This is a genomic window from Nocardia exalbida NBRC 100660, from assembly GCF_000308575.1.
Classification (GTDB): domain Bacteria; phylum Actinomycetota; class Actinomycetes; order Mycobacteriales; family Mycobacteriaceae; genus Nocardia; species Nocardia exalbida.
Window position 1 is genome coordinate 77,710 of record NZ_BAFZ01000001.1, and the last position, 25,801, is coordinate 103,510.

General features: G+C 69.6%; 28 protein-coding genes. 17 read left to right on the plus strand and 11 right to left on the minus strand.

The window, feature by feature from the left end:
- The first annotated feature begins 19 nt into the window (after positions 1 to 19).
- Genes ON29_RS00385 through ON29_RS00400 form a run of 4 tightly spaced genes read left to right on the plus strand, consistent with a single transcriptional unit; the run spans position 20 to position 3,573 of the window.
- A complete protein-coding gene (locus tag ON29_RS00385; RefSeq protein ID WP_040864063.1) occupies positions 20 to 1,111 on the plus strand; it encodes an amidohydrolase family protein in 1,092 nt (363 codons plus the stop codon).
- A 21-nt stretch (positions 1,112 to 1,132) separates the two neighbouring features.
- Complete coding sequence (locus ON29_RS00390; protein WP_040864064.1) at positions 1,133 to 2,278, plus strand: amidohydrolase family protein; 1,146 nt, start codon at positions 1,133 to 1,135, stop codon at positions 2,276 to 2,278.
- Positions 2,279 to 2,671, plus strand: coding sequence for a Rieske (2Fe-2S) protein (locus ON29_RS00395; RefSeq protein WP_040864065.1), 393 nt, complete (start codon positions 2,279 to 2,281; stop codon positions 2,669 to 2,671). It abuts the gene before it with no gap.
- A 35-nt stretch (positions 2,672 to 2,706) separates the two neighbouring features.
- Positions 2,707 to 3,573, plus strand: coding sequence for an alpha/beta fold hydrolase (locus tag ON29_RS00400; protein ID WP_040864118.1), 867 nt, complete (start codon positions 2,707 to 2,709; stop codon positions 3,571 to 3,573).
- Between the two features lie 41 nt (positions 3,574 to 3,614).
- Here ON29_RS00400 and ON29_RS00405 read toward each other — a convergent pair whose 3' ends face one another.
- On the minus strand, positions 3,615 to 4,088 hold the full coding sequence (locus tag ON29_RS00405) for a hypothetical protein (RefSeq protein ID WP_040864066.1): 474 nt from the start codon (positions 4,086 to 4,088) through the stop codon (positions 3,615 to 3,617).
- Positions 4,089 to 4,160: 72 nt separating this feature from the next.
- Here ON29_RS00405 and ON29_RS00410 point away from each other — a divergent pair, with 72 nt between their 5' ends.
- From ON29_RS00410 to ON29_RS00420, 3 genes are all read left to right on the plus strand, one after another.
- The gene (locus ON29_RS00410) at positions 4,161 to 5,462 is read left to right on the plus strand and encodes an NADH-ubiquinone oxidoreductase-F iron-sulfur binding region domain-containing protein (protein WP_051174729.1); all 1,302 of its coding nucleotides are present in this window, start codon (positions 4,161 to 4,163) and stop codon (positions 5,460 to 5,462) included.
- Entirely contained in the window at positions 5,462 to 5,734 is a 273-nt protein-coding gene (locus tag ON29_RS00415; RefSeq protein ID WP_040864067.1) for a ferredoxin, read from the plus strand. Before ON29_RS00410 ends, ON29_RS00415 begins: the two co-directional genes overlap by 1 nt.
- A 165-nt stretch (positions 5,735 to 5,899) precedes the next feature.
- Positions 5,900 to 6,091 (plus strand): ferredoxin, encoded by a 192-nt coding sequence (locus ON29_RS00420; RefSeq protein ID WP_040864120.1) that lies wholly within the window; start codon positions 5,900 to 5,902, stop codon positions 6,089 to 6,091.
- Between the two features lie 109 nt (positions 6,092 to 6,200).
- Here the strand turns inward: ON29_RS00420 and ON29_RS00425 are convergent, their stop codons facing one another.
- Both ON29_RS00425 and ON29_RS00430 read right to left on the minus strand, forming a co-directional pair.
- Entirely contained in the window at positions 6,201 to 7,376 is a 1,176-nt protein-coding gene (locus ON29_RS00425; RefSeq protein ID WP_040864068.1) for an acyl-CoA dehydrogenase family protein, read from the minus strand.
- A complete protein-coding gene (locus ON29_RS00430; RefSeq protein WP_040864121.1) occupies positions 7,357 to 8,352 on the minus strand; it encodes an acyl-CoA dehydrogenase family protein in 996 nt (331 codons plus the stop codon). The genes ON29_RS00425 and ON29_RS00430 overlap by 20 nt, the downstream gene beginning before the upstream one ends.
- Before the next feature lie 204 nt (positions 8,353 to 8,556).
- Between ON29_RS00430 and ON29_RS00435 the strand changes: the two genes are divergently transcribed.
- Positions 8,557 to 9,219, plus strand: coding sequence for a TetR/AcrR family transcriptional regulator (locus ON29_RS00435; protein WP_040864122.1), 663 nt, complete (start codon positions 8,557 to 8,559; stop codon positions 9,217 to 9,219).
- Between the two features lie 89 nt (positions 9,220 to 9,308).
- Complete coding sequence (locus tag ON29_RS00440; RefSeq protein ID WP_040864069.1) at positions 9,309 to 10,943, plus strand: FAD-dependent oxidoreductase; 1,635 nt, start codon at positions 9,309 to 9,311, stop codon at positions 10,941 to 10,943.
- A gap of 42 nt (positions 10,944 to 10,985) precedes the next feature.
- Here ON29_RS00440 and ON29_RS00445 read toward each other — a convergent pair whose 3' ends face one another.
- The 3 genes from ON29_RS00445 to ON29_RS00455 form a co-directional block, all read right to left on the minus strand.
- Positions 10,986 to 11,333 (minus strand): DUF4286 family protein, encoded by a 348-nt coding sequence (locus ON29_RS00445; RefSeq protein WP_040864070.1) that lies wholly within the window; start codon positions 11,331 to 11,333, stop codon positions 10,986 to 10,988.
- 73 nt (positions 11,334 to 11,406) lie between these two features.
- Positions 11,407 to 11,709, minus strand: a complete 303-nt coding sequence (locus tag ON29_RS00450; protein WP_040864071.1) for a hypothetical protein — start codon at positions 11,707 to 11,709, stop codon at positions 11,407 to 11,409.
- 22 nt (positions 11,710 to 11,731) lie between these two features.
- The gene (locus ON29_RS00455) at positions 11,732 to 13,252 is read right to left on the minus strand and encodes a class I adenylate-forming enzyme family protein (RefSeq protein WP_051174730.1); all 1,521 of its coding nucleotides are present in this window, start codon (positions 13,250 to 13,252) and stop codon (positions 11,732 to 11,734) included.
- A gap of 139 nt (positions 13,253 to 13,391) precedes the next feature.
- Here ON29_RS00455 and ON29_RS00460 point away from each other — a divergent pair, with 139 nt between their 5' ends.
- The 6 genes from ON29_RS00460 (at position 13,392) to ON29_RS00485 (ending at position 19,390) form a co-directional block, all read left to right on the plus strand.
- On the plus strand, positions 13,392 to 14,363 hold the full coding sequence (locus ON29_RS00460; protein WP_040864072.1) for an enoyl-CoA hydratase/isomerase family protein: 972 nt from the start codon (positions 13,392 to 13,394) through the stop codon (positions 14,361 to 14,363).
- Positions 14,360 to 15,580 carry a CoA transferase gene (locus ON29_RS00465; RefSeq protein WP_040864073.1) on the plus strand — a complete coding sequence of 407 codons (1,221 nt, stop codon included), beginning with the start codon at positions 14,360 to 14,362 and terminating at the stop codon, positions 15,578 to 15,580. The genes ON29_RS00460 and ON29_RS00465 overlap by 4 nt, the downstream gene beginning before the upstream one ends.
- 232 nt (positions 15,581 to 15,812) lie before the next feature.
- Positions 15,813 to 16,745: an Rv1363c family protein gene (locus tag ON29_RS00470; protein WP_245548746.1), complete on the plus strand. Its 933-nt coding sequence runs from the start codon at positions 15,813 to 15,815 to the stop codon at positions 16,743 to 16,745.
- Positions 16,742 to 17,359: an Rv1363c family protein gene (locus tag ON29_RS00475; protein ID WP_051174731.1), complete on the plus strand. Its 618-nt coding sequence runs from the start codon at positions 16,742 to 16,744 to the stop codon at positions 17,357 to 17,359. Before ON29_RS00470 ends, ON29_RS00475 begins: the two co-directional genes overlap by 4 nt.
- Before the next feature lie 62 nt (positions 17,360 to 17,421).
- The gene (locus ON29_RS00480; protein WP_040864074.1) at positions 17,422 to 18,282 is read left to right on the plus strand and encodes an acyl-CoA thioesterase; all 861 of its coding nucleotides are present in this window, start codon (positions 17,422 to 17,424) and stop codon (positions 18,280 to 18,282) included.
- A gap of 34 nt (positions 18,283 to 18,316) precedes the next feature.
- The gene (locus tag ON29_RS00485) at positions 18,317 to 19,390 is read left to right on the plus strand and encodes an NAD(P)H-dependent amine dehydrogenase family protein (RefSeq protein WP_051174732.1); all 1,074 of its coding nucleotides are present in this window, start codon (positions 18,317 to 18,319) and stop codon (positions 19,388 to 19,390) included.
- Between the two features lie 590 nt (positions 19,391 to 19,980).
- Here ON29_RS00485 and ON29_RS00495 read toward each other — a convergent pair.
- Positions 19,981 to 20,493: a hypothetical protein gene (locus tag ON29_RS00495; RefSeq protein ID WP_040864127.1), complete on the minus strand. Its 513-nt coding sequence runs from the start codon at positions 20,491 to 20,493 to the stop codon at positions 19,981 to 19,983.
- A gap of 406 nt (positions 20,494 to 20,899) precedes the next feature.
- On the opposite strand from ON29_RS00495, the gene ON29_RS00500 reads away from it, so the two are divergent.
- Complete coding sequence (locus tag ON29_RS00500) at positions 20,900 to 21,427, plus strand: carboxymuconolactone decarboxylase family protein (protein WP_040864076.1); 528 nt, start codon at positions 20,900 to 20,902, stop codon at positions 21,425 to 21,427.
- Positions 21,428 to 21,494: 67 nt separating this feature from the next.
- Here ON29_RS00500 and ON29_RS00505 read toward each other — a convergent pair whose 3' ends face one another.
- The 3 genes from ON29_RS00505 to ON29_RS00515 form a co-directional block, all read right to left on the minus strand.
- Positions 21,495 to 22,670 carry an acyl-CoA dehydrogenase family protein gene (locus ON29_RS00505; RefSeq protein ID WP_040864077.1) on the minus strand — a complete coding sequence of 392 codons (1,176 nt, stop codon included), beginning with the start codon at positions 22,668 to 22,670 and terminating at the stop codon, positions 21,495 to 21,497.
- Positions 22,654 to 23,652: an acyl-CoA dehydrogenase family protein gene (locus tag ON29_RS00510; protein ID WP_040864078.1), complete on the minus strand. Its 999-nt coding sequence runs from the start codon at positions 23,650 to 23,652 to the stop codon at positions 22,654 to 22,656. The genes ON29_RS00505 and ON29_RS00510 overlap by 17 nt, the downstream gene beginning before the upstream one ends.
- Before the next feature lie 96 nt (positions 23,653 to 23,748).
- On the minus strand, positions 23,749 to 24,225 hold the full coding sequence (locus ON29_RS00515) for a MarR family transcriptional regulator (RefSeq protein WP_040864079.1): 477 nt from the start codon (positions 24,223 to 24,225) through the stop codon (positions 23,749 to 23,751).
- A 247-nt stretch (positions 24,226 to 24,472) separates the two neighbouring features.
- Between ON29_RS00515 and ON29_RS00520 the strand changes: the two genes are divergently transcribed.
- Positions 24,473 to 24,673 (plus strand): hypothetical protein, encoded by a 201-nt coding sequence (locus ON29_RS00520; RefSeq protein ID WP_040864080.1) that lies wholly within the window; start codon positions 24,473 to 24,475, stop codon positions 24,671 to 24,673.
- Positions 24,674 to 24,707: 34 nt separating this feature from the next.
- On the opposite strand, the gene ON29_RS00525 is transcribed toward ON29_RS00520, so the two are convergent.
- The gene (locus tag ON29_RS00525) at positions 24,708 to 25,679 is read right to left on the minus strand and encodes a DNA polymerase domain-containing protein (protein ID WP_040864128.1); all 972 of its coding nucleotides are present in this window, start codon (positions 25,677 to 25,679) and stop codon (positions 24,708 to 24,710) included.
- Positions 25,680 to 25,801 lie beyond the last annotated feature (122 nt).

The following is a 25,801-nucleotide window of genomic DNA, read 5'->3' on the forward strand; positions in this document are numbered from 1 at the left end:
CGCCACCGGGAGATATCGGATGATTACGCTTTCCGACGGCACCGGCACGCCCGTCATCGACGCCAGCGTGCACATCTTCTTCGCCTCGAACGACGATATGCGCGGTTTCCTGCGCGAGCCGTACAAGAGCCGTGGCATCCCGGATGCCGAGCTGGACTGGTACGGCGCTCCCGGCGGGGAGTACGCCGAGGGCACCAGGGGACCCTCCCGCGGATACCCGGGTTCCGATCCGGACGTGGTCGGCGAGCACCTGTTCCAGACCCGAGGCGTCGACGTCGCGATCCTGCATCCCATGACCCGGGGCATCCTGCCCGACCGGCACCTGACCACGGCGATGCTGGCCGCGCACAACGAGATGATGGTGGGCCGGTGGCTGGATTCCGGGGCGTACGCGTCCCGCTATCGCGGCACCATCCGGGTGAACCCCGAGGACATCCCCGGCGCGCTGCGCGAGATCCGCAGGTGGGCGGACCATCCCGGCGTCGTCCAGGTCGGTGTCCCGTTGCAGTCGCGCGAACTGTACGGCAAGCCGCAGTTCTGGCCGTTGTGGGAGGCGGCGGCCGAAGCCGGGCTGCCGGTGGCCGCGCACATCGAGACCGGCGAGAGCATCGCCTTCCCGCCCACGCCGTCGGGGCATACCCGCACCTACGAGCAGTACCTCGGGTTCATGTCGCTGAACTACGTCTACCACCTGATGAACATGATCGCCGAAGGAGTGTTCGAGCGGCTGCCTCGGTTGCGGTTCGTCTGGGCCGACGGCGCGGCCGATCTGCTCACCCCCTTCACCTGGCGGATGGACACCTTCGGCAGGCCGCATCTGGAGCAGACGCCCTGGGCGCCACGGATGCCCAGCGACTACCTGCCCGGTCACGTGTTCTTCGTCCACGGCAGCCTCGACGGGCCGGGCGACACCGAATGGGCCTCCGAATGGCTCGGTTTCACCGGCAAGGAGGACATGGTGATGTTCGGCTCCAGTTATCCGCACTGGCACTGCGCGAATGTCGATGTGCTGCCGTCCACGCTCACCACCCAGCAGCGCGAAAAGATCTGCTGGCGCAACGCCGCCCAGCTCTACGGGATCGATGTCCCGGCCGGGCTGGTCACCGAGTAGTCGCGAACAAGGGAGACGACCATGACGCTGTCCCACCAGCAGCACCGCGCCCCGGCGCCCGATCAGGTCGACGTCCGGGTTGTCGACTCGGACGTGCACCCCGTGCCACGGCGCCGGGAACTCGTGGAGTACATCCCGGAGCCGTATCGCACCTCGTACTTTCTCAGCCACCGGGTCGGCGAGACGATCATCTACGACGCTCCCGACTACGCGCATTCCTTCGCGATGCGGGTGGACACCTTTCCCGCCGACGGCGACTTCCCCGGCAGCGACCCGGAACTGGCCTTCCGGCAGTTGATCGTGGAAGCCGGCTCGGACATCGCGATCCTCGAGCCCACGGTCAAGGCCACCCGCCTTCCCGAGGCCACCCAGGCGCTGGCGACGGGAGTCAACCACTGGCTGGCCAACCACTGGCTGGGCCCGGAGAACAATTGGCACCAGCGGTGGCGCGGCTCGATCTGCGCGGCGATCGACGACCCGCAGGGCGCGGTCCGCGAGATCGAGCACTGGGCCGGGCACCCGTACATGGCGCAGATCCTCATCAAGGCCGAACCACGCCCGGCCTGGGGCGATCCGAGGTACGACCCGATCTGGGCGGCGGCAACCAAGCACGATCTGGTGGTCAGCTGCCATCTCGGCCGCGGCGCCTACGAGACGATGCCCATGCCGCCGGTCGGTTTCCCCAGCTACAACCACGACTTCATGGTCACCTACTCGTTGCTGGCGGCGAACCAGATCATGAGCCTGATCTTCGACGGCGTGTTCGACCGTTTCCCGACGCTGCGAATCGTGTTCGTGGAGCATGCCTTCACCTGGATCCTGCCCCTGATGTGGCGGATGGACGCGATCTACGCAGCGCGCAAGTCCTGGACCGGAATTCGGCGCAAGCCGTCGGAATACGTCAAGCAGCACATCAGATTCACCACCCAGCCGCTGGACTATCCCGAGGACAAGACCGAACTCACCCGGGCGTTCGAATGGATGGAGGCGGACAAGATCCTGCTGTATTCCTCGGACTATCCGCACTGGACCTTCGACGACCCCCGCTGGCTGGTCAAACACCTCCCGGCATACGCCCGCGACCGGGTGATGTACCGCAACGGCATCGAGACCTATCACCTTCCGGAGACGGTGCCCGCCATCGACGGCCAGAGGCGGGTGTTCTGAGTGCCGGACGAATCCGAGACGCCACGGCTGGCACAAGGGCGCGAGCACGTCGTCGCGACCGTCGACGAGATCCCCCCGGGCTCGTCCAAGGTGGTGCCGATCGGCCGGCACGGGGTCGGCGTGTACAACGTCGACGGGACCTTCTACGCCATCGCGAACTACTGTCCGCACGAGGGCGGCCCGCTGTGCGCGGGCCGCGCCCGCGGACGCACTGTCGTCGACGAGTCCGTTCCCGGTGACGCGGTCATGGTGCGCGACAAGGAATACATCTACTGCCCCTGGCACCAGTGGGGTTTCGAACTGGCGACCGGCACCACCGCGGTGAAACCCGAGTGGAGCATTCGCACCTATCCCGTCCGGATCGTCGGCGACGACGTCGTGGTCATGGCCTGAGGCGCCGCATGCACAGCGAAATCGGCGCCGCGGGCGTGTCCTCGGTGGAGATCAACGGCGGCAAGGTGGTGTACGAGGTCCTCGGTGACCGCGGCGAACTCGTCGTCCTGACGCCGGGCGGCCGGTTCGGCATGGACGTGCCGGGGTTGCGCCCGCTGGCCGAAGCCATCGTCGCCGGCGGCTACACGGTGCTGCTGTGGGACCGCCCCAACTGCGGCGGCTCCGATGTGCAGTTCTACGGGCAGACGGAGTCGCACATGCGGGCGGAGACGCTCGACGGCCTGCTCGCCGCGCTGGGCGCGGGCCCGTGCGTGCTCGCGGGCGGATCCGGCGGCGCCCGCGACTCGATGCTCACGGCCATGCGCTACCCCGACCGGGTGAGCAAACTGGTGCTCTGGAACATCGTGGGCGGCATCTACGGGGTGTTCAACCTGGGCGCGTATTACGTGCTGCCCAGCCTGCAGGTCGTGCGCGGAAGCGGCGTCGCGGGCTTGCCGCGGCTGCGGGAGTGGCGCGAGCGCATCGCCGCGAACCCCGCCAACGAGCAACGCCTGCTGAACCTGGACCGCGACGAGTTCGTGAAACTGTCGTTGCGCTGGCTGGGCGCCTATGTCCCGAAGCCGGGACAGACGATCCCCGGCGTGGACGACGAGATGTTCGACCGCATCCGCGTCCCCACGTTGATCATCCGTGGCGGGGCGGGGGATCTCGACCATCCCAAACGTACGTCACTCGAGGTGAGCTGCCTGATCGAGGGCTCGACGCTGATCGATCCGCCGTGGCCGGAGGATGCCTGGGAGCGCGCGATCGAGGAACGCGCCGCCGGGAAGGCCGGCCACTACAACATGTTCGACACCTGGGTGCTTGCCGCGCCCGCGATCCTGAAGTTCCTGGACGGCTGATGGCCGGGCCCCCACCGTTGCCCGGCGCCCGCCCGCCCCGTTCACCGGGTGAGGATTCGTACCTCGCAGTTCAACGACGCCTCCAGGGCGGTGTGGATCCGGCTCTCCGGCACCCGTTCCAGGTCGGACTCGAGCAGCGTCACCGACACCACGTCGAAGCCGTCGGCGTCCGGCGCCCGGGTGATCTCACCGGTCACGCCGAAACCGGCCAGGACGCCGTGGGCGTCGTCATCGGTCCCTCGGCTGACGAAGGTGACCACACCCGCCACCGGGGCGGTGCCGAACGCCGCGGCGCACAGCCGCACCGCCTCGCCCATCGCGGCGTCGGGATCGTCTGTCTCCACCAGCAATCGGACTTCACGTCCTCCCGCGGGCCGCGCCGCCGGATCGTCGTCCATCAGCTGGGCCGGAATCGAGGCGGCATGGGCGCGCAGCTCGGCCGACCCGTCCGCCATCTGCGCCGCGGTGAGCTGCCCGGCCGGGTCGACATTGATACGCAGCACCGCGGTTCTCATGGCGGAAAGCGTAACCGCCGCATCCGGACGACGGGGCGTCCCTCGCTCGGAATCCAGCCAGAAGAGGTTGCCATGCAAGAAACTGTCGAGCCGGTCGCGGGGCTCACCGTGGCCCCCGCGCCCGGCTGCGTGCCGCGCCTGCTGCGGATGAGCGACAGCGCCGAAGATCTCGCCGCGTACCGGGAGGCCGGAGGCTACCTGCCGCTCGGCTCGGTCGAGGCGGTGCTGGAAGAGGTACGGCGCAGCGGGCTGCTCGGCCGTGGCGGCGCGGCATTCCCGATCGCGATCAAACTCACCGGGGTCCGGGACGCCGCGCGGCGCGGGCGCGAGACCGTGGTCGTGGCCAACGGCGAGGAGGGCGAACCCGCCTCCGTCAAGGACAAGTGGCTGATGCGTCACCGCCCGCACCTGGTGCTGGACGGAGTGCGCCTGGCAGCGGCCACCGTCGGCGCACGTCGGGCCTATGTCTACGTCTCGGATCCGGCGTCCGCGCGCCGTATCGACGCCGCGCTGTCCGAACTCGACGCCGCCGGAATCGGCGAGGTCGCCATCGAATTGGTCACCGTCGACCCGGCCTATGTCGCCGGTGAGGAGACCGCGGCGATCCGGGCGATCAACGGCGGCCCCGCCAAGCCCTCCGACAAGCCGCCGCGCCCGTTCGAACAAGGGGTCGACGGGCTGCCGACGATGGTCGGCAATGTGGAGACCCTGGCGCATCTGCCGTTCATCCAGCGGCACGGCGCCGCCGCGTTCCGTGCGGTGGGCACCGAGCAATCCCCGGGAACCTTCCTGGCCACCGTCACCGGAGGCGGCCGCCCGCCCGCACTGTACGAACTGCCGCACGGCACGAGATTCACCGATGTCCTCGCCCTGCACGGCGTGCCGTCCGAGAACGTGCGCGGCGCACTGATGGGCGGCTATTTCGCGGGCATGCTCGACCGCGCGGTGCTGACGGCCACCCTGGACCACGAGTCGATCCGAGCCCTCGGCAGCGGGCTCGGGTGCGGGGCGATCTCGGTGCTCACCGACGAGTGCCCCGTCGCCGTGGCCGCGGCGGTGCTGAGCTACTTCGACCGCGAGAACGCGGGCCAGTGCGGGTCCTGCTTCAACGGGACCGCCGCGATGGCGGCGGCGGCCACCGCGCTGCGGGACGGGCAGGCCACCGCCGCGGACATCGAACGATTGCGGCGATGGTCGGTGGCGCTGCGCGGCCGCGGCGCGTGCGGAACCCTCGACGGCGCGGCCAACGCGGCGGCCACACTGCTGGCGCGGTTCGGCGCGGAGGTCAGCGCACATCTCGACGGCCGGTGCCCCCTCTGCGCCCGCGGCGTCCGGGTGGCCGAGCGGCCCTTCGACGTGGAAGGGGTGGCCTGATGAGGATTCGTCTCGACCGCACGCTGTGTGACGGCTTCGGCCTGTGCGCCAAGCACGCGCCCGCGCACTTCTCGCTCGACGACTGGGGCTACGCCTCGCTGGAGGGAACCGGTGTCGTGGCGGCGGCCGACCAGGACGCGGTGCTGCGCGCGCTGCTGGATTGCCCCGTGCACGCCATCATCGCAATGCCTGAACCCGGAACCCAAACTCTCCCACCGGTTTCGACGTCGGTTCCAGCGGCCGACGGGGCGGGTCAGGAGCCGCTTCGATGAATGAGCAGCGGGGCGGCGCACATCGGCCCACCGCGGCGGCGATCCGCCGGGCAGACCCGGAGCCGCTTCGATGAGCGAACACGGCACGCGGGCGGCGCACACCGCAACCACGGCATCGGCGGCTCGCGCGGCGGGCCGGTCACCCTGCGAGACGAAGGCGGCGCGATGAGGATCCGGGTCGATTACCGGGCCTGCGAGAGCAACGGCATCTGCATGGGCATCGTCCCCGAGGTGTTCGAACTGGACGACGAAGACGAACTGCACGTGCGGCGGCCGGAGGTGACCCCGGACGTCGAATCCCCCGTGCGTGACGCGGTGGCGCAATGCCCGCGCGCCGCCATCTCGCTCATCGAGTGATCCGGGCGACCGGCCCCGACCATCGGCCGGTCGATTCGAAATGCGCGGGTGCGCAACGGGTTCACCGGTCGGCGGCCGAGGCGTGAGCCGATGCCGACCGGCGGGCCCGTCACTGCCGGGGCAGGCCGAGGATCCGCTCGGCGATGATGTTGCGCTGGATCTCCGAGGTGCCGCCCGCGATGGTGCCCGCGAAACTGCGCACGAACCGCTCGAACCAGCCCGGCGCGGTCTCTTCCAGGTTGAACACGCTGTGCCGCGCGGTGACATCGGGATGCGGCAGACCGTTCGGCCCCGCGGCCGCCAAGGCGTGTTCGGCCCCGCGTTGCACCGCTTCGGATCCCAGCAATTTGAGCACCGAGAGCGCGGCCCCGTCGTCTTCGCCGCGGGCGGCCTTGGCAAGCGCATCGGATCCGAGCAGGCGCAGCGCGTGCGCGTCGAGCACGAGACCGGCGTAGCGATCGGCGGCCACGGCCGTGTCCGGCCGGAAGTCGGCCAGCAGGCCGTCGAGCCGGTCGGCGAAACTGAGCCACAGCAGCGTGCGCTCGTGCCCGAGCGATCCGTTGGCCACCCGCCAGCCCTTGTTCAGCTCGCCGACCAGGTTCTCGGCGGGCACCTCCACCTCGGTGAAGAACACCTCGTTGAAATCCAGGTCGTCCGGATCGCACACCGAGGCGAACGGACGGCAGCGCACTCCGGGCAGATCGGTCGGAACGAGCAGGGCCGAGATGCCCCGGTGTTTCGGCGCCTCGGGATCGGTCCGCACGAACGCGAGCACGACGTCGGCATCGTGCGCGCCCGAGGTCCAGATCTTGTGCCCGTCCACGACGAACCGGTCCCCGCGCAGGACCGCCCTGGTACGCAACCCGGCCAGATCCGAGCCCGCCTCCGGCTCGCTCATTCCGAGCGAGGCGGTGAGATCGCCGCGCAGGATCGGCACCGCCCAGCGCCGCTGCTGCTCCGCCGTCCCGAAGGTGATCAGCGAGGCGGCGACGATACCGACGCCCTGCGGATTGAAGTTCTCGTAGATGCCGCGCCGGGCCAGTTCCTCGCGGTGCACGTACTGCTGGAGGATTCCCGCGTCGCGGCCGCCGAACTCCGGCGGGTAGCCCGGCACCAGCCAGCCGTGCTCGAACAGCAACCGCTGCCACTGCCGCGCCCAGTCGGGGATATGGGAGGTCGATCGCGGACGTTCGCCCGCCGCGGCCTGCGGCGGCAGATACCGGTCGAGGAATTCGACGAATTCGGCGCGGAACGCTTCCACATCGTCATCGAAGCTCAGCTGCACGGTATTCCCTCGCAATCGTGGCGCGATGCTCGTCGGCGCCGCCGAGGAGCAGTTCCCCGGCCTTGGCCCGTTTCAGCGCGAACTGCACATCGTTCTCCCAGGTGTAGCCCATGGCGCCGAAGAGCTGCAGGCCGTGCCGGAAGACCACCGCCTGGCACTCGCCCGCGGCCGCCTTGGCCATCACGGCGGCCAGATGCCGCCGCGGATCGCCCGCGGAGACGGTCAGCGCGGCCCAATAGGTCAGCGCGCGCGCACGCTGTACGGCGACGTGCATATCGGCGGCTTTGTGCGCGACCGCTTGGAACGCGCCGATCGGCTTCCCGAACTGGCGGCGCACGCCGACATGCTCGACGACCAGGTCCAGCACCCGCTGACACGCTCCCACCATGGTGGCCGCCAGGCCGGTGAGCGCGACCTCCCTGGCGTGCCGCACATCGCGGTCGAGCCGGTCGCCCGCGTCGACGCGTACCTGTTCCAGCGTCACCTGGGCGACGTGCAGCAGCGGGTCGAAGACCGTGATCCGGCGCGCGGCGACTCGATCCGCGGGAAGTACGAACACCCCGGCCGGGGTAGCGACCGCCACCCGTTCGGCCCGGTCGCCGTCGAGCACCTGGGCGGTGCCGTTCAAGATCCATGTCGCACCGTCGCGATGCGCCGAGATGCCGTCGAACACCGCGGTTCCCGCCGTCGCGGGGTCGGGCTCACCGGTCAGGGGCGCGTAGTGGGTCATCGTGGCCAGGTACGGGGTCGGATCGGTGGCACGCCCCAGTTCTTCCAGCAGGATCGTCAGCTCGACCACGTCACCCGGGTCGGTCAGCGAGGTCCACCCCTGGTCGCGATAGACCTTCCACAGGGGCGCGGCATCCGCGCCACGATCGGCGATGTCCCTGATCAGCGCGGCGGGACAGTGCCGCGCGAGCACCTCGCGCGCGGTGTCCTGCCACAAACGCTGATCGGAGTCGAACTCCAGCAACATCCGATCGTCCTCCTCCACGACTGTCCGGGAAACCAGTTCCCTCGCATCGTATTGAGAATATGGTTCTTCATTCAAGATAATAGTAGTTTCACTTCTCAGATATTAAGCCCCGGAGGCGAAGAATGAGGGTTCCGAACGAGTATCATGCGGTGATGCGTGGTTCGCGGCGAGTGCGGGCGAGTCGGCGCGCGGGACGCGGCGACCATGACTGACGTGGAGGGGCGGCGCGAGCCTGCCTGGAAGCAGCGCGCGGTGGAGCGGTCGCTGCGAACAGCGAAGCTGCGGGCGGGGCAGCGAGTGCAACGGTTCCTGGACGCGGCGCAGGCGATCATCACCGAGAAGGGCAGTACGGATTTCACCGTCCAGGAGGTCGTCGACCGGTCGCGCCAATCGTTGCGCAGCTTCTATCTACAGTTCGACGGCAAGCACGAACTGTTGCTCGCGCTCTACGAGGACGCGCTGGGCCGCACCGTGGAGCAGATCCGGGCGGCCACCATCAACAGCGGCGAACCCCTGGACCGATTGCGGACGGCGGTGGAATTGCTGTTCCAGTTGTGCCGGCCGGATCCGGACGCACGGCGGCCGCTGTTCACCGAATTCTCGCCGCAGCTGCTCAGCTCCCATCCCACGGAGGTCAGGATGGCGCACGCGTCGCTGTTCGCACTGTTCGCCGAGCTGATGACGGAAGCGCAGGCGGCGGGCAGGCTCACCGCCGCCGCCAATCCGCGCCGTCTGGCCGCGATGATCATGCATACGGTGATGTTCACCTCGCAGCCGGCGAACGCGGATCCCGACGCGAAACCGCTCACGCCCGAGGAGGTCTGGACCTTCTGCGCCCACGGCATCACGGGCCGACGCACGCCCTGAGCGAGAATACCATTCTCTTACAGAGATAATTTGACTTACACTTCCGGTGGGCCCTGGCGGTTCGCGCCATACTTCGAGGAGGTCAGCCGGTGGCTTACGTCATCACCCAGAACTGCTGCAAAGACGCCAGTTGCGTGGCGGCATGCCCGGTCGATTGCATCCGTCCCACCGAGGGGGCCGACGCACCCGGCACCCAGATGCTGTTCATCGATCCGGAGACCTGCATCGATTGCGGGGCCTGTGTCGATGAGTGCCCGGTCGACGCGATCTACTCCGAGTACGACCTTCCGCCCGAATCGGAACGGTTCAGGGAGATCAACGCGGCGTACTTCCGCCGCCACCCCTTGGAGCCGGGGGTGATCGAGCCGCCGAGCACACGCGCGCCGATCGCTCAGGGCACGCTACGCGTGGCGGTCGTCGGCGCGGGGCCCGCGGCCTGCTACGCCGCGGCCGAACTCCTCGACAGCGGCGTCGAGGTCGACCTCTTCGAGCGGCTGCCAACGCCGTTCGGCCTGATCCGGGCCGGAGTGGCGCCCGACCACCAGCGCACGAAGTCGGTGGTGCGAATCTTCGATGCCGCCTTCGCCGACAATCGCTTCGGCTGCCATCTCAATGTGGAGATCGGACGGACGCTGACCCATGCCGATCTGCTCGCCCACCACCACGCGGTGATCTACGCGGTCGGCGCCTCCGCCAGCCGCGATCTCGGTATCCCCGGCGAGCACCTGCCCGGCCACCACGCGGCCGCCGATTTCGTCGGCTGGTATAACGGCCACCCCGACCATGCCGCGCACCGATTCGACCTGTCGTCGCGCCGGGCGGTGATCGTAGGAAACGGGAACGTCGCACTGGACGTGGCCCGGGTACTGCTGATGACGCCGGAGGACCTCGCCGCCACCGATATCGCCGAATACGCCTTGGAAGCCCTGGCGCACAGCCGCATCGAGGAGGTCGTCGTCCTCGGGCGCCGCGGTCCGCGTGACGCCGCGTTCTCGGTGGGCGAATTCCACGCGCTCGGACACCTCACCGGTGTCGACGTGATCATCGAGGGCGGCGACCTCGCCGCGCACCCGGACGACGACGTGGAGACGGCGATCGAATTGGAGATCGCGCGCGAATTCGCCGCGCGGCCCGCCACTTCCGGCAACAAGCGGATCGTGTTCCGGTTCCTCACTTCGCCGGTCGAGATCGTCGGCGGCGAACGGGTGGAGCACTTGCGTACCGTCCGCAACCACCTCACCGCCGAGGGAGCTTTCGTCGCGGCCTCTCCCGACGGCGACACCGACTCGATCGAGACCGCACTGGTGCTGCGGTCGATCGGCTACACGGGAAGTCCGGTCGACGGCCTGCCGTACGACACGCGCACCGGCACCGTGCCCAACGAGCGGGGCCGTGTCATCGACGACACCGGCGCCGCGCTGCCCGGCGTCTACGTCACCGGATGGATCAAACGCGGGCCGCGCGGTGTGATCGGCACCAACCGCGGTTGCGCCGCGGAAACCGTCGCGGCGCTGCTGGCCGACTTCCACAGCGGAGCCCTGTCCCGGGAGGTGGCCGACCGGGCGGCTTTGCGCGCACGGCTGGCCGAGCGGGGCGCCGACGCGGTCGGCTGGCCAGGGTGGCGTGCCATCGACGCCGCGGAGCGCGAGCGCGGCGTCGCGGCCGCTCGGCCCCGGGTCAAGTTCTTCTCCGTCGAGGAGATGCTGGCGGTGGCACGGCGATGAGTCACCGGGGGCGACGCCTTCGACGCGCCCCCGGTGGATCCGTCAGTCCGCCGCGGGCCCGTCGCCGCGGGCGCGCCACACCGACACGGCGAGCGTCGACGCATCCAGCGCCTTGCTGAGCCGGATCTCCCCGTTGGCCGCCCGGGCCAGGAACGCTTGCACGACCGTGTCCGGATCGTCGCTCAGCTCGTACACCGCCAGGTACCGGTGCGCGGGCACCTCGCCGTTTCCGCCGGGCAGGGCGGCGGGCACGATCTCGAACCGTTGCCCGCTCGACACGCCCGGCACGTCGACCACCTCGGCGAGATGCTGATTGTCGTACCAGTCGTTGAACGCATCGTCCTGGCCCTCCACGGCATTGGAGAACACCAGCATCTTCGATTCCGCCACGTTTCGCGTCCTTCCGCTCCACCTTTACACCGGCCACGCGCCGCAGCCGTGAGGCTATGAGAAGCCGGTCAGGTCAGTCGCTGGCCGGGAGAGGCTTTGCTTCCTTCAGCGCCAACGGTGTGGCGCCTACGCTGAGCGTGCCGATCCCGGCCTTCGTCACGAGGATCTCCGCGCCGGAATCGTCGACATAGCGCTTGCCCATCAGATTGCCGTCGGTGCAGCCCGGGGCGGGCTCGGCGCCCGCAGCGCGTTCCGCGCCGATCGGGATCATCGGAACGCCCCCGGCGCGCAGGTCCGCGAGGCTGTCCGCCGCCTTCACCACGATCACCTCGGTGTCGCACACCTGGCTGCGCAGGCGAGTGCCGTTCTTGACCATTGTCGTCCTTTCCTGACGGTGACTACGTATTGACGGCGGCATCCGCCGCGGGCTGCGGGCCGTACTCGTCGACGAGCGCGCGGCGCAACACCTTCCCGGTCGGTGTCGCGGGCAGCGAATCCCGGAAGACGACCCGGTCGGGCGTGCGGGAGCCGCGCAGCCCGGCCCTGACGTAGTCGCGCAGTTGCTCCGGGTCCGGCGCGGCGCCGTCGGCGGGCACCACCACCGCCACGATGATCTGGCCCCACTGCGCGTCCTCCACGCCGATCACCGCCACCTCGCGCACCGCCGGGTGCTCCACCAGTACATCCTCGATCTCGGCAGGCGCGATGTTCTCGCCGCCGCGGATGATCGTGTCGTCGGAGCGGCCGCCGATGAACAGGTAACCGTCCGCGTCGAGCATCGCCACGTCCTTGGTCGGGAACCACCCTTCGTCGTCCAGCACCGAGCCGATCCCGGTGTACCGGCCGGACACCTGAGGCCCTCGGACGAACAGTTCCCCGGTCGCGCAGGCGGGCAGCACCCGCCCGTGATCGTCCCGGATCTGCACCTCGATGCCGGGCACCGGCTGCCCCACCGAGCCGAGCCGCCGCGCGACCGCCGGGTCGGCGCAGCGGTGCGCGGCCCGGTGGTCCTCCGGTCCGAGCACCGCGATCGTGGAACTGGTCTCGGTCAGGCCGTAGGCGTTGACGAAACCCACTTCGGGCAGCAGGTCGAGCGCTTTGCGAACCAGCGGCAGCGCGACTTTGGATCCGCCGTAGGCGAGGGTCCGCAGGGTGGGCAACCTCGCCCCCGAGCGCTCCAATTCGGTCACGATGCGATCGAGCATGGTCGGCACCACGGTCGCGGTGGTGACCGACGCACCGGCGACCAGCTCGATCCACCGCGCGGCGTCGAAGTTGCGCAGGTACACCATCGTTCGACCCGCGTACAGGTTGGACAGCGCCGCGCCGATACCGGCGATGTGGTAGGGCGGCACGCAGATCAGCGCCGCGTCCGCGGGTTCGGCCGAGTCGAATTCGACCGTCCCGGTGATGTAGCTGACCAGGTTGTTGTGCGAGAGTTCGACCGCCTTGGGCTTGGAGGTGGTCCCGGAGGTGAACAGCACGACGGCCACCTGATCCGGATCGGGCGGCTCGGCGTCGGTGACCGGATCGACGGCGTCCGCCGCCTCGACCAACGCGGACGAGCGCATGATCCTGGCGCCGGAGGCCGCCACGATGTCGTGGTACTCCTCGTCGCAGACCACCAGCGGATCCTCCAGCCGAGCGATCAGTTCGGCCAAGGAGTCGGCGGCGAGCCGATAGTTCAAGGGCGTGAACGGAATTCCCGCGCCCGCCGATCCGAAGATCGACAACGGCAGCAGGTGTCCGCCGGTACCGACGTAGGCCACGCTCCGCGCGCCGGAGTTCGCGATCACCGCGGCCGCCCCCTGGACGCGCGCGCTCAGCTCGGACGTGGTCCAGCGCACCTCGTCGCACACCACCGCGAGCCGGTCCGGGTGGCTCGAGGCAGCCATGTCCAGCAAGAGCGAAACGCTCATTCCGCACCCTCCGCACGACGATATTGTCATTCTCGAATTCGGAGAATAGCATATTCACGATGGATGAAAGGTCGGCCGAGGAACCCTTTCGCGACCGCCACCGGCGAGGACGCCGACGCACGAGGAAGGCCGAAAACTGGTGTTCCGAGTGATCGAGGCGACCTCCGCACCGGACGCGGGAATCGACGCGGCGCCACCGGGAGTCGTCGTGGCGGTCGGCACGAACCTCACCGGGCCCGCGGCCGAGCACTGGCTGGAACAGGCCAGTTTCACCCTGACCGAAGCGGAGAGCGACGATCCGCGGGTCGTCACCGTCGCTTCGGTCGAGGAGACCGTGGCCGAACTGCGCGAACGCTTCGAGCGCCGCCCCATCGCCGCCACGATCTGCGACGACGTCCTGCGCGCCGCGCAGACGACGGACGCGCGGACCGGCCTGCTCACCGAGTCGCTGGCGTACTCGACCCTGCAAGGCGGACCGGAGTTCCGCACCTGGCTGCGCGAACGCGGACCGGCGGCGATCCCGCCGGAGGAGTCCGGCCCGCTGGAAGTCGTCCGCAGCGGCCACACGGTGACGATCCGTTTCGACCGGCCGCAGCGGCACAACGCGTTCGACAACCGCACCCGGGCCGCCCTGCTCGACGCACTCGCGATCGCCCGGCTCGACCCTTCGGTGCGGGTGGTCGAACTCGGCGGCAACGGTCCGTCGTTCTGTAGCGGCGGCGATCTCGCCGAGTTCGGCGCCTTCACCGACGTGGCCGACGCGCATCTGGCGCGCACCCGCCACAGCCCGGCGCTCGCGTTGCACGAGGTGACCGAACGCCTCGGCCGCGACTGCCGCGCCGTCGTCCACGGACGGGTCCTGGGCAGCGGATTGGAAATGGCCGCCGCCTGCGGCACCGTCATCGCCGACCCCGGCACCGAATTCGGCCTGCCCGAACTGAACCTGGGGCTCCTGCCCGGGGCGGGCGGGACGGTCAGCGTCACCCGCCGCATCGGCCGCTGGCGGACCGGCTACCTGGTGCTCAGCGGCCGCACCATCCCGGCATCGACCGCGCTGGTGTGGGGGCTCGTGGACGCCGTCGCGCCGCATCGGCACACTCGACGACCGTGAGCACCCTCTCCCCCGAGGCCGCGTGGGCGGCAGGCGGGCTGGCTCGGCTGACCGGGTTGCGCGACGGTCCACCCGATTTCACGCGCGCCGGGATTCTGTCCCGGGCCGCCGCCGTCGCCGGCGGATTCACCGCGCGCACCGGCGTCCGGATCGACGTTCCCGTCGAACTGAGTGGGCGGGCCGCGCTGTCGGGAGCATCGCGGCGCGGACGTGTTTCGGTGGGTGGCGCGAGCCGCCTGCTCGCCACCCGCGACGGCTGGTGCGCGCTCACTTTGTCACGTACCGCCGACCTCGAAGCCATCCCGGCGTTGCTGGAGACGGCGGCGCCGCCGGAAGACCCGTGGGCCGCGGTGGCGGCGTGGGCCGCGCACCGCCCGTCGGCGGCGGTCACCGAACGGGCGAGACTGCTCGACATTCCCGCCGCGACACTCGGCGAAGCAGACGCGGCGCCCCCACGCGTCCGCCCGCTGGGTGAGCGCAGCCACCCGCGCCCCGTAGCCGAATGCCTGGTGGCCGACCTCACCTCGATGTGGGCGGGTCCACTGTGCGGCAGGTTGCTGGCCGCGGCGGGCGCCACGGTGGTCAAGGTCGAGAGCCCGCGGCGGCCCGACGGCCCACGCCGCGGCTCGCCCGCGTTCTTCGACTGGATCAACGCCGGAAAGCTCTGTTACGCGGCGGATTTCGACGCCGACGGCGCGGCATTGCGGGAGCTGCTCGAGGTCGCGGACGTGGTGCTGGAGGGTTCCCGCCCGGCCGCCCTGATGCGCAGGGGGCTCGGTCCCGATCGCATCGCGCACCGCCCCGGCCGGGTATGGCTGCGCGTCACCGCCTACGGCATCGACGGCCAGGACGCCGACCGCCCCGGATTCGGGGACGACACCGCGGTGGCCGGTGGGCTGGTCGGCGTCGGCGGTGCGGGCCCGGTCTTCTGCGCCGACGCGATCGCCGATCCGCTCACCGGGTTGGAGTCCGCACGCGCGGTCGCCGAGTCGCTCGCGCGCGGCGGAGGCGAAATGATCGAGGTGTCCATGGCCGCCGTCGCCGCGACGTACGCGGCGATGCCACCGTGCCCGGCCGACGCGCCGTACGCCGCCCTCGCACCGACGCCGCCACCCCGCCCCGCTTCGCGCGCCTCCGCGCTCGGCGCGGACACCACGGCGGTCCGGCAGGTCGTCGCCGCGCGACGCTCGCTCGAGGGCCGCGCGACGCTCACATGAGGATTGATCCGCATGCGCGGATCTGTGCACCGACCGAAGTGGCACGGCCTCATCCGAATCGGCCGAAAATGCCATTTCCGCTAGCAAATCGACCTTTATCGGTGGAAACAGCGGCCGAACCCGGCTCGTATCCACATTGTTGTGATAACGTCATTCTCGTCAAAGTCGACGCAATCGGAGTCGTGACGACCAGTCCCGCTCGACGATCCGTTGCGACACCGCGGAGGTGGTGATGAGCCCGAGCACCGGACGCACCGTCGAATCGCCACCCCTGTCGGACGGTGATGAACAGGCCCCGGCCGGCAGCCCGCTCGACGAGGCCGACGCCGAAGAACTCACGCTGGCCGCCGAGGCCGCGGAGGCGGAGGCACAGGCAGCCGAGGCGCGCGCCGAGGCAGCCCGCGCCCGGGTTCGGGCGGCCGAGTCGCGCCGCCGAGCGCGCACCGCCCCGCGGCGGCCCGTCGCCGCGGAAACGAAGATCGCGCAAGCGCCTTCACGGCAGGCGACCGCAGGGGACGAACCCGGTGCCGAGCAGACGACGGGCCACCTCCCGGAAACGCACTCGGCCGATCCGGCGCAGCCGATCACGTCGACGGACGACGACCCCGGTGACGTCACGCATCCGGCCGGGGCCGAATCGCTTCCGCGCAGCGCCCGCCTCCGCGGCACTCTCCTTCGCCGCCTCCACAGTCGTTCCACGATGGTCGCCGCCGCCCTCGTCGTGATCGCCCTGACACTGGCAGGCAGCGGATACTCGATCCGGCACCATCACGACATCACCGAGAACGACCGGCGCGCGGCGGAATTCACCGCCGCCGCCCGGCAAGGCGTCGTCGCTTTGACAACTCTCGACTTCAAACGGGCGAACGCGGACGTGCAGCGGGTCCTGGACAATTCCACCGGATCCTTCCGCGGCGACTTCCAAGCGCGGGCCACGGATTTCACGACTGTGATCCAGCAATCGCAGGTCGCCACCGAGGGCAAGGTGAACGCCACCGCGATCGAGTCGATGACGAAGGATTCCGCGGTCGTCCTCGTCGCCGCGACCTCGCAGGTCACCAATTCCGCCGGGGCACGCCAAGAACCTCGCGCCTGGCGGCTGAGCGTGACCGTGACCCGGGACGGAGATCAGCTCAAGATGTCGAAAGTCGAGTTCGTACCGTGACCACCGACAGCGCATCGGTCGCCGCGCGTGAGACCGGAACCGAGCAGGACGCGCACGCGCCGACGGACACGAAATCTCCCGGAACGAAGCGCATCCGGAAGGCGGGCTCAGCGCGCGGTTTCTCCCGCACGCTGCGGAACGAGTACGTCCCTGCCCTGCTCGCCGTACTCGTAGTCGCCTCGGTCGCCACCGCAGCATGCTTGTTCTTCCTGCAATACCGGCCCGACAGTCGGACCGACGACGACGCCGCGGCGGCGCTGGACGCCGCCTCGCGCGGCACGGTGGCGCTGCTGTCCTACGCACCCGACACCCTCGACCGGGATCTGGATTCCGCGAAGTCCTTTCTCACCGGCGACTTCCTGTCGTATTACAGCCAGTTCACCCAGCAGGTCGTCGCGCCCGCCGCCAAGCAGAAGTCGGTCCGGACCACCGCGACCGTCGTGCGCGCCGCGGTGTCGGAACAGCGGCGGGACGAGGCGGTGGTCCTGGTGTTCATCAACCAGAGCACCACGAGCGCGGAGAAACCCGACCCGGCCCTCGCCGCGAGCAGCGTCCGGGTCACCATGCGCAAGGCCGACAGCGCATGGCGGATCTCGGCGTTCGACCCGGTCTAGCCGGTCGCGGCCGCTTCGGGAAATTTAATTCTCGTCTACGAGAATCGACGTACACTTTAGGTGTGCATGACCTCTGGAGTGAGCTGCTCACCTGCCTCGACCTACGCCAGCGGCCGACTTCACCGGCGTCCGGAGCGGCGGAAACCCGGCCCGCGACCGATGGCCGCCGCCGGGAGACGTTGACCGTGTACGAGGGTCCCAGCCAGCGGCTGGACCACGGTTGGCTGTACGGCGGGCAGCTACTGGCGCAGATCGTGCGCGCGGCCATGTGCGCCTGCCCCGCCAAGGCGGTCAAATCCCTGCACGTGGTGTTCGCCCACGAGGGAAAGGGCGACTCGCCGGTCTTCTACATCGTGCAGCGCCGGCACGAAGGCCGCTCGTTCGCCGCGCTCACCGTCACGGCCCGGCAGAAGCGGGACGTCGTCGCCACCGCGGTCGTCTCGATGCATGCCCATGAGGACGGTCCGGAGCACCAGACCGCCGCGGGCATCCCGCCCGTGCCCGGCCCGCGGCACCGCACCGACGTGCCGATCCTGCCTTGGGAGACCCGATCGACCACCGACCTCGATTCGACCGACGCGCATCCGCCCGACTACGAGCTGTGGATGCGGACCCCGCGGGTACCCGAGGACTTACACGCCGCTCTGACCGCCTACGCGACCGACCTGAGCCCCATCGGAACCGCGTTGCGCCCGTTGGAAGGAATCGGCCAGAGCGGCAACGGCACCGCGTTCACCTCGGCGACGATCACCCATTCGATCTGGTTCCACCGCGCGTTCCGCACCGATGAGTGGTTGCTGTTGCGCCACCACAGTCCACTCGTCGCGCACGGCCGCTGTTTCGGCAAGGGCGACGTCTTCGGCCGAGACGGGACGCTCGTCGCCTCGTTCGCGCAGGAGGGCCTGCTCAGGTTCCGGCCGTAACTCCTTCCTCCCCGACTACGGAACGGACGCCCCCATGGACCCGAATCGCCGGCCGCACGGTCACGACGCCACGCGAGGCCCCTATCGGGTCATCCAGTGGGCAACCGGCGGCGTAGGGGCGCACGCGTTGCGCGCCGTGCTCGAACATCCCGACCTCGTGCTCGCGGGTGTTCGGGTGCACGATCCCGCCAAGGCAGGCGTCGACGCCGGCGTCCTGTGCGGATCCGGCAGCACCACCGGCGTCGCCGCGACCACGGACGTCGACGAGATCCTGGCATTGGGCGCCGACTGCGTGCTGTACATGCCGCGCTTTTTCGACGTGGACGACGTCTGCCGTCTCTTGGTCGCCGGCGTCAACGTGGTCACCACACACGGCGACCTGCGGCACCCCGACACCGTGGACCCCGAGGTATGCGCGCGGATCGAGGCGGCGTGCTGGTTCGGCGGGGCCTCGATCCTGAGCACGGGCATCGCGCCGGGTTTCGTGACCGAAACGCTTCCCGTCGCACTCAGCTCGATCCAGCGCAGGATCGACCGGCTGACGATCGAGGAGAGTGTCGACCTCGCCCGCCCGGGTACGTCGCGATTGCTCGTGGAGACGATGGGTTTCGGTACCGCGCCGGCACCGTTCGACGAACAGCGCCTTGCCCACGCCACCCATACCTTCGGTCCGTCGTTGCGGCTCGTCGCCGACGCCGTCCGCCTGCCCCTCGACGCGTTCGAAGTGGTCGGCGAGGTCGCGCTCGCCGAGCACGACGTACCGCTGGAGTTCACCACACTGGCGGCGGGAACCGTGGCCGCACAGCGCATCACGGTCTCCGGACGGGGCGGCGGCCGTGTCCTGCTGCGCTTGCGGTCCACCTGGTACTGCACCTGCGCACTGCGACCGGGCTGGCCGGTGCGCGAGACCGGATGGCATGTGGCCATCGACGGCGAGACACCGATCGAGATGGATCTGCGCTACCCGGTGGACCCGAGCCGGATGAGCGCCATGTCCCCGCGATACGCGGCCAACCGCGCCGTCAACGCCGTGACCTACCTCTGCGCCGCACCGCCCGGGATCCGCACCACCCTCGATCTGCCCCCGTTGACCGCGAATCTCGGCTGATTGCGGCTCGGGGCCGCGCACGGCCCGAACCGGCGACGCGCGATCCGGCGGCCGGGTTCGCACTTCCATGCTCGGAACACTACTTTCCAAATACGAGAATGCTATTCTCGTATATATGGACGAAGGCAGCGCGCCGACTGCGCACAGCGAAACCGGTTTCGCACGAGGCCATTCCGTGCCTTTCGGGCACACCGAGCAGAGCCTGCCCGCACCTGGTTCACCGCGTTGCCCCGAGAGCACCCGGGCGGGTGCACCGCGCGCCCGCGAAATCCGCGCACGCTTGTGGCGACACGACCGGCCGAGGAAGGCCACGCCGGACGCCGACGCTCCGCTGCGCGTGACGGTGCGGGAGGTGCTCGACTACTTCGCGAAATGCCCCGAGTGCGGATACCCCGCCCAGGCGTCGGCGACCGTGCGGGAACTGCGCGACGGACGGGTCGAGACCGAGGTCAGGCCCAGTTGCGGGCTTCCATGCGGCTGGCAGGGGAACCCTCAGATCTCCACGAGCCCCGCCGGTCCGACTCCGGCGCGGTCCCGATCCGAGTAGCGGGCCGGCGGGCGAATCCGTTCCCGGCCCGCACTTTTCGCGTTCAGCCCGCCGTGACGAGGTCGGTGCCGCCCCACAGTCCGGTCAGTAGCAGTTCTCCGCTGCGGAACACCTCGGCGGCGCCGACGTCGGAGGCGGGCACACCCGCCGCGGTCAGCGCACAGCTCTTGAATGCCTGCGCCGCGACGCTCAGCGGGTGATGCACCGCACCGAGCCTGCGGTCGAGTTCCTCCGGTAACCCCTCGCCCCACAGCGCGACTTCGATCAGCCCGTGGTCCAGGCAGTCCAGCACACCCTGCCGGACCCGGGCATCGGCGGCGAACAGCTCCGGGGCCACCGCCACCGCATGCGGCCAGGTGTCGTGCACGGGCGTGGCCAGCGAGCGCTCGAGATCCAGGACGGTGGCGCCGAGGATTTGCAGCGCCCGCGCGTCGGAGCAGTCGGCGAGCAGCACGGTCACCTCCCAGCCCGCCATCGTCCGGTCGCACAGCCAGCCGCCGGCATGGCGCACCACATCGACGGCGTTCGCCGCGACCACCGCCAGCCGGTATCGCAGCAGATGCTTGCGCGCGTGGGCGCGCCACCCCGTGACCGAATGCGCTCCACCGAAGCCCCGGTCGACGGATTCGAAGTCTCGAGCAGCCATGCTCACCCTCCCTGCACTGGGCCATCGGCCGATCTCCGAGCGGCGGGGTGGTGCCCCGCGGAGGCGGCCGACCACCTTCGGTAACACACTCTCGCCAAATGAAAGGTAGCTTCTCTTCAAGAGAGAATCAATACTCGAGAGCGCTCAGAGCGACAGGCCGAACGGAGGCGGAGGCAGCCCAAGAGACACCCGTGCGTCCTTCACGACGCCCGGCGTCGAACGGCCGCGTCCCTCTCGCATTGACTGGGGTCATGGAGTTTGAAAATGTAGTACTCGAATAAGAGAGTTACATTCTCACAAAGGATAGGAGAAGGCGATGAAGGTGAGCCCACTGCCGGAGGACCAGTGGGACGACACGGTGAACGCCGCGTTGTCCCGCATGCTGCCCGCCGACCGCCGCAACCCCACGGCGGCGGGAAACGCCCTCGCGACCCTGGTCCGTCATCCGGCCCTGACGAAGGCCTTCCTCGGCTTCAATGTCCATCTGTTGTTCGGGTCAACGCTGGAGCCCCGGCTGCGCGAACTGGCCATCCTGCGGGTAGCCCATCAGCGCGGGTGCGAGTACGAGTGGCATCACCACGCCCGAATGGGCGCCGCGGCCGGACTCACCGAAGGTGATATCGCCGCGGCCCGGGGCGAGGCGGCCGCCGACGACGATTTCGACCGCTCGCTGCTGCGGGCCGTGGACGAACTCGGCGAGAAGTCGGCGCTGTCCGACGAAACCTGGGCCGCCTTGGGCGAACGTCTCGACGAGCGGCAACGCATGGATCTCGTCTTCACGGTGGGCGGCTACACGACGCTGGCCATGGCCTTCAACACCTTCGGTGTCCAAGTCGAACACTAGTGCTCACCGTCGTTGCCGACCCGGCACTTCCGCGTGGAAGGATCGGGTGGGCAACGGCTTTCGCAGGTCAGCCGCGCGGCAGGCCGAGCACGCGCTCGGCGATGATCGTCCGCTGGATCTCCGAGGTGCCGCCGGCGATGGTGCCCGCGAAACTCCGGATGTAGCGCTCGAACCAACCGGCGGAGAAGTGGTCCAGATTCAGGAAATTCGGGCGGGAGCTCATCGCGGGGTGAGCCAGCCCGTCCACCCCGACGGCGTTCAGCGCTTGTTCCGACGCCGATTGCACGGCTTCCGAACCCAGCACTTTGAGAATCGAGAGGGCGGGCACGTCCTGCTCCCCGCGTGCCTCCCGCGCCAGGGCCGCCGACCCGAGCAATCGCAGGGCGTGCGCGTCCATGACCAGCTTCGCGTACGCGTCGCGGTCGAACACGGTGCGGGGCCGGAAGTCCCCGAGCAGATCCTCCAGCCGGTCGGCGTATCCCAGCCACAGCAGCGTGCGTTCGTGACCGAGCGACCCGGTGGCCACCGACCAGCCCTGGTTCGGCGCGCCGATCAGGTTCGCCGCGGGCACCCGGACACCCTCGAAGTAGACCTCGTTGAAATCCAGATCGTCCGGCGAGCACACCGAGGGGAACGGGCGTCGCGTCACTCCGGGCGAGTCGGTCGGAATCAGCAGGACACTGATGCCCCGGTGCTTCGACGCCGTGGGATCGGTGCGCACGAAGGTCAGCAGCACGTCGGCCGCATGGGCGCCGGAGGTCCACACCTTCTGGCCGTCGACGACGTACTCGTCCCCGTCTCGCACCGCCCTGGTGCGCAGCGAGGCCAGGTCCGAACCGGCTCCCGGCTCGCTCATGCCCAACGCGGCGGTGATCTCGGCCCGCAGGATCGGCACCGCCCAGCGCCGCTTCTGCTCCTCGGTGCCGAACGACAGCAGCGAAGCCGCGACGATCCCGACACCCTGCGGATTGAAGCTGTGGTAGATCCGCCGCTTGGACAGCTCCTCCAGATGCACGTACTGCTGTAGCACCGTGGCGTTGCGCCCGCCGAACTCCGACGGATTCGCCGGAAGCAGCCAGCCGTTGTCGAACAGCAGGCGTTGCCAGCGCCGCGCCCATTCCGGCACGTGCGCGCTGGAGAGGGAGCGCTCCGTGGCCTCGGCTTCGCTCGGCAGATGGGCGGTGAGGAACGCGACGAATTCGGCGCGGAACGCCTCGACGTCGGGATCAAAGGTGAGCTGCACGGTACTCCTCGGCGATGAGCGCCCGGTGTTCGGCCGCGCCGCCGAGCATCAGCTCGCCGGCCTTGGCCCGCTTGAGCGCGAACTGTAGGTCGTTCTCCCAGGTGAATCCCATGGCGCCGAACAGCTGGAGACCATGGCGGAAGACCAGCGCCTGGCACTCCCCCGCGGACGCCTTGGCCATGGACGCCGCCATCCGCCGCCGCGGGTCGTCCGCGGCAAGGCACAACGCGGCGAAGAACCCCAGCGCGCGGGCGCGCTCGATCGCGATGTGCATATCGGCCGCCTTGTGCTGCACCGCCTGGAACGATCCGATCGGCCTGTCGAACTGGCGACGGCCGCGCACGTGCTCCAAGGCGAGATCGAGAATGCGCTGACAGGCGCCGACGGTGGTCAGCGCGAGCCCGGTGAGCGCGTGCTGCCGGGCGCGTTCGGTATCCGCCCCGCTGCGGTCCGCGTCGGTGACCCGCACGCCGGCGAACCGGACCTCCGCGACGTGCAGCACCGGGTCGAAGACCGACGTGCGGTCGGCGGTCACCGCCTCGGCGGGCACCACGAACACACCGGCGTCGGTGACCACGGCGAAACGCTCCGCCCGGTCGCCGTCGAGCACGGTGCGCGCGGTGCCGTCCAACCGCCATCCCGAGCCGTCGCGCCGGACGGCCACGCCGGAATACACCGCCGTGCACGGTCGTTCGATCCGTCCCCCACCCGGGACGAGCGGGGCGAACTGGGTCATCGACGCCAGGAAAGGAGTGGGGTCGGTGGCGCGTCCGAGTTCTTCGAGCACGATGGCCAATTCGACGCCGAGGGCCGGATCGGTCAGTTCGGTCCAGCCGACGTCGACGTAGGTCTGCCACAACGAGCCGGGTTCGAGGTCCTTGTCCACGATGTCCCGGATCAGGGCGGGCGGACACTGCTTCGCCGTGACCTCACGCGCCGTCTCGCGCAATAGTCGCTGGTCGGCGTCGAACTCGAACAGCATCTCGACCCTCTTCCCTCTCGCAGCATCGCGTGCACCGGTCTGAGAATAGCATTCTCATTTTGGAAAGCGACACTCCGGGACGGAGTCGACGCGCGGTCAGACCGCGCGTGCCTCGGAGACCCGGCCGGTCGCGCGGACGAGTGCCGAGTTGACGTCGCGCACGAAAGTCAGCAGGGTCAGCAGGGTCGCGTCATCGTCCGGCAGGCCTCCGTCGAGCGCGGCGAGTTCACCGAACAGCGGGGCCACCGCCACCTCCGCCCGCACCGCGACGAGCTCCACCCGCACCCGCCGCCGGTCCTCCGAATCCCGGCTCCTTCGCACGTATCCCGCGCGCTCCAGCCGGTCGACGACGGTGGTGATCGCGCCGCCACGGGTGATGCCGAGCCGATCCGCCAACTGCCCCGGGGTGAGCGGCCCCAGCATGCTCAGCAGGTTCAGCGCACTGAGATCGGTGACCGTGATGCCGAGCCGTGCGGCGACGGCCGAATGGAACACCACCGTCTGGGTCGCATGCCTGCGCAACTCCTCACGCAGCGCACCCAGTGCCTCCTCGCGGGTGCTCGGTGCCGACATCACGTCTCCCTCCTCCGGATTCTCTGATATCGAGATTCTCTCATAGCGAGAATAGCGTTACATGCGACGATGCGGTTCGCCGAGCGGCCTTGCGGATTACCTCGAAGAGCGAGGTAATCGATCAGAGCGGGTGAGCACCGAATCCGCTCTGTCGCCGGGTCCAGCCACCCGGCGGCCCGAGCATCCATCGACCAGCCGAATTCGCCGGGGAGGGAGGAGCCCGGCACCGACCACAGCGAGGTTCGTCATGCACAAGAAGTTGCGCGCCGGGGCGACAGCCCTGGTGCTCGCCCCCGCCATCGCAGCCGCTTCGGCCACGGCCACCGCCGAACCCGGGCCCGCACCGCAGCGACAAGAAGTCATGGCCGGGTTCTCGGCACCGCCGTGCTTACCCTTGATCCTTCCGCCGGCCGTGAACGTCAACGCGTTCCTGATCTGCCTCGCGTGAGGTTCGGTGATTCCCGGCCCGGCGCCCAGCGATATCAGCTGGGCGGCGTGTCCGCGCTCGCACGCCGTGCACGGGCGCGGCGCTTGCCTTCGTGCATCGCCTGCACCCTGGCTACCGGAATCGTGTGTCCCTCCTCGACCAGGTCTCGCGGAAGCTCCTGTGGGGCAGGCATTTCCGTTGCCCAGGGATCGTCGTCGCCGATCAGGCCCGGCACCGTCCGCACCGTGAAATCGGCCGGCGTCACCTCATCGAGGTCCGACCAGCGCAGCGGGAAGGACACGGTGACGCCCGGCCGGATACGCGGGCTGTAGGCCGCGGCCACGGTAGCACCGCCCGCACGGGTGGCGTCCAGAAAAACTTTGCCGCCGCGATCTTCCCTGATGAACGCTGTCGTGCCGACCGAAGGATCGATCCGCTCGGCTCGCGCCGCCACGGCCCGCGTCGCCGCGGCCGCATCCTCGACGTCGATCCCCGGGACCACCGGCACGAACACATGCAATCCCCTGGAACCGCTCGTCTTCACCGCTCCGGACAGCCCGTCCGCAGTCAGCGCTTCCCGGATCAGCCGGGCGCCTGCCACGGCGTCGGCGAAGACCTGCCCCGGTGAGGGATCGAGATCGAGCACCAGATGCGTGGGTTGCGGTGCGGATTCCACGAGGAACAAGGTGGGGTGGTATTCGACCGCCCGTTGATTACCGAACCAGATCAGGGTCCGCAGGTCGTCACAGAGCGCGTAGGTGATCTCCCGCCGCGAACTCTCCGCCCAGACCTTCGTCCGCGCCACCCACTCCGGCGTGTACTTCGGAAGGTTTTTCTGGGTGAACGGCTTCTGTCCCGGCCGCACCCGTACCACCGAGAGCGGCCGTCCGCGCAGCACTCCTAGCAACCGTTCCCCGACGAACTCCAGATAGTCCACCAGATCGCGTTTGCTCGCCTCGGCCTCTTCGAACAACGGCTGATCGAGATTGGACAGTTCGACCCCGTGACGCAGCTCGCCTCCCGCCATCGCTCCACCCTCCACCACCCACCGGCCGCCGGTCAATCACCGGAGTCGTCGTGCCCAGCCGCAGGGCACCTCGGTGTATAGCCGCTATCGCAACGCCTGCCGACACCGCGTCGCCGGCCGGG